3 protein-coding genes and 1 pseudogene are annotated in these 2,767 nt (G+C 71.1%); 1 reads left to right on the top strand and 3 read right to left on the bottom strand.

Features of this window, described 5'->3' with window-relative positions; genetic code table 11:
* Nucleotides 1-134 precede the first annotated feature (134 nt).
* Nucleotides 135-806, bottom strand: coding sequence for an ArsR family transcriptional regulator (locus E1298_RS45925; RefSeq protein ID WP_131903653.1), 672 nt, complete (start codon nucleotides 804-806; stop codon nucleotides 135-137).
* Between the two features lie 78 nt (nucleotides 807-884).
* Here E1298_RS45925 and E1298_RS45920 point away from each other — a divergent pair, with 78 nt between their 5' ends.
* On the top strand, nucleotides 885-1,262 hold the full coding sequence (locus tag E1298_RS45920; protein ID WP_131903652.1) for a hypothetical protein: 378 nt from the start codon (nucleotides 885-887) through the stop codon (nucleotides 1,260-1,262).
* A gap of 18 nt (nucleotides 1,263-1,280) precedes the next feature.
* Here the strand turns inward: E1298_RS45920 and E1298_RS45915 are convergent, their stop codons facing one another.
* Both E1298_RS45915 and E1298_RS45910 read right to left on the bottom strand, forming a co-directional pair.
* On the bottom strand, nucleotides 1,281-2,111 hold the full coding sequence (locus E1298_RS45915) for an N-acetylmuramoyl-L-alanine amidase (protein WP_131903651.1): 831 nt from the start codon (nucleotides 2,109-2,111) through the stop codon (nucleotides 1,281-1,283).
* Nucleotides 2,112-2,255: 144 nt separating this feature from the next.
* Nucleotides 2,256-2,767, bottom strand: a pseudogene (locus E1298_RS45910) (AAA family ATPase); the annotation flags it as partial.

Here is a 2,767-nt window from a genome sequence, read left to right as displayed (position 1 = left end):
TGTATAAGAGACAGCCCCTCGCCCCGCGCTGTCGCGCATCTCCAACCTCGCGGCGCTCCGCCGCCCAACTAGCCCACCACGGCGGCCTCCCTCGTCCCGCAACGCACATCACCTGGACATCACCCGACCGGCGCTCAGGAGATGCGGGTCAGGTGGCCCGCGCGGATCTCGCGGAGGAACGGGTCGCCTTCGTCCCGCCACTGCGCGAGGGTGCGGACCACCGGGTGGACGGGCAGGCCGAGGCGCGCGGCTGCCTCTTGGGCCGTGTCGAACGCGACGTCGGCGCCGATCTCGCCGATCACCAGGACCTCGATGTCGCCGGGCGGGCTCCCGGGGACGCCGTCGTAGCGCTCCGCCCACGCGCCGAACAGATGGACCTCCCGGACGGACGGCAGCCGTCCGAACTCGTCGGCGACCACGGCCGCCGGGCCGAACGTCAGCATGATCAGGCGCGCGAGCGGCTCGTACAGCGGGCTGCCGCCGTCACGGGACACGACCCGTCCGGCCGGCGTGCGCCGCAAGGTGAGGATGCCCGCGCGCGCCAGCCGCTCCACCTCGCGGATCACGGTGCCGAGGTCGGTGCGGAGCATCACCGCGAGATCGAGCATGGTCACCTCGCGCTCCGGGCCGAGCAGCAGCCGCGCGAGCAGCTCCCCTTGGAGGCGGGAGCGGAGAATCGGCAATTGCGGCGGCGCGCTCGCCCGGACGTCCCGCAGGAACACTTCCGCGACATGCGCGCCGCCCGGCCGCTCCCGGTGCCCGCGCCGCCGGGATTCCGCCGCCGCACCGACCACATTCGATCGCATGTTCGAATAGTACGACGCCCCTCCGACAATCCCGGAAACCCCTTCGCCATGATCAGCGGGCCGGGTTACGGTCGGTCCATGAGCCGCAAGAGCCGCAAGAGCCCGCAGGAGAAGAAACGGCTGAGCTACCTGAAAGACCGCCGCAACTTCTACGGCGAGAACGACAAGAGCTCACGCAAGAACATCCCGCGGAACCGCAAGCTCAAGCATCGCGCGGCCCGCCACCGCGCCAACCAGGCCGTCTACACCGCCGGGCAGGCGCCGGACGGCCTGGAGGAGGACGCCTTCACACGGCGCCTCAGCGGCCGGCGGCCGGCGTCCCTGTGGCGCAAGCAGGCCGACGCGCCGCTGAGCGAGGTCGTGGAGTACCGGCTGCGGCGGCGTGTGGCGCGCGGCAACGCCGGCCCCGGGCAGGCCGAGGAGCGGATCCGGCGGATCCGCCGCCGTCTCGGCTGACCGGCCGGCCCGGGCGCGTCAGCGCCTGAGGTAGGCCGCCAGGCCGGAGGCGAGGGCCTTGGCGGCGCCCTGCCGCCATGTGGCGCTCTTCAGGCGGGCGGCGTCGGCCCGGTTGCGCATGTTGCCGCACTCGATGAAGACCTTGGGGACCTTCGACATGTTGAGCCCGCCGAGATCCTTCCGGACGTCGATGCCGTTCTTCGCGACATAGTTCGCGTACGGCTGCCCGGTGCCGCGGCGGAACGCGTCCCGCACGTCGTAGCCGAGCCGCTTGGACAGGGCCACGATCGGGCCGGTGTAGCCCCTCACGTAGCCCGGAAGGATCATGTGGAAGCCGCGCTTGGACGCGGGTGCCCCATCGGCGTGGATCGAGATCGCCGCGTCGGCGCGGGCCCGGTTGCCGATCGCCGCGCGCCCGTCCACGCACGGCCCGACGCCCCGGTCGTTCGGACGGGTCAGCTTCACCGTCGCCCCCTGCGCCCGCAGCAGCGCCGCGAGCCGCGTGGCCACGTCGAAGGTGTAGGCGTGCTCGGTGTAGCCCGACGCCGTGGACGTCCCGGTGGTGTCGCACGCCTTCGTGAACGGGCCCGCCTTCACCTTCCGGTTGATCTTCTTCGGGTACCTGTGGTTGAGGCCGTTGTGCCCGGGATCGATCACGATCACCTTGCCGGAGAGAGGACGCGCGGCCGCCGCGCTCGCCGCCCGTCCCGTGCTCGCCGCCTGTCCCGCACTGGCCGCGTGTCCCGCACTGGCCGCCGTCCGGTCCGTCCCGCCGAGGACCACCCCGGCCGTCCCCGCCAGGGCGGCCGCCGCGACCGTACCGGCACATGCTCCACGCCACGTCACCATGGCACGCACGCTACAGCGGACGATCATCCGCGCCGAGCGGCCACGCCACATCCGGCCAGGCATGTCCAGGCATGCGGAAGGGCCCGCACCGAACGAATCGGTACGGGCCCTTCCGTGGACGGTCGGTGCCCCGCCGGGAGGCCGTCAGTCCTTGTTGAAGTTGACCGCGCCCTCGATGGGGGGCGGGCTGTCGGGGACGCCGGTGGGTTTGGGGACGCCCTTGAAGGTGAACTTGGCGTCTTCGCCGGTGCCCTCGACTCCGACGATGACGATCTGGCCGGATTTGAGCTCGCTGTAGAGGATCTTCTCCGACAGGTTGTCCTCGATCTCGCGCTGGATGGTGCGCCGCAGCGGCCGGGCGCCCAGCACCGGGTCATAGCCCCGCTCGGCCAGCAGATCCTTGGCGTCCTGCCGCAACTCCAACCCCATGTCGCGGTCCTTGAGCCGCTCATCGACCTTGGCGACCATCAGATCCACGATCTGGATGATCTCCTTCGGCGTCAGCTGGTGGAACACCACCGTGTCATCGACCCGGTTGAGGAACTCGGGCCGGAAGTGCTGCTTGAGCTCCTCGGCCACCTTGGACTTCATCCGGTCGTAGGAGCCCTGCTCGTCGTTTTGGCGCTGGAACCCCATCCCCTGACCCTTGGAGATGT

Origin of the sequence: Actinomadura rubrisoli, from assembly GCF_004349215.1 — a bacterium.
Classification (GTDB): domain Bacteria; phylum Actinomycetota; class Actinomycetes; order Streptosporangiales; family Streptosporangiaceae; genus Spirillospora; species Spirillospora rubrisoli.
This window is presented reverse-complemented; position numbering and strand designations above follow the sequence as displayed.

Bases quoted from the DNA above. Each gene is read 5' to 3' on its own strand.
- E1298_RS45925 (WP_131903653.1), bottom strand. From the start codon at position 806: ATGCGATCGAATGTGGTCGGTGCGGCGGCGGAATCCCGGCGGCGCGGG.
- E1298_RS45915 (WP_131903651.1), bottom strand. From the start codon at position 2,111: ATGGTGACGTGGCGTGGAGCATGTGCCGGTACGGTCGCGGCGGCCGCC.
- E1298_RS45920 (WP_131903652.1), top strand. From the start codon at position 885: ATGAGCCGCAAGAGCCGCAAGAGCCCGCAGGAGAAGAAACGGCTGAGC.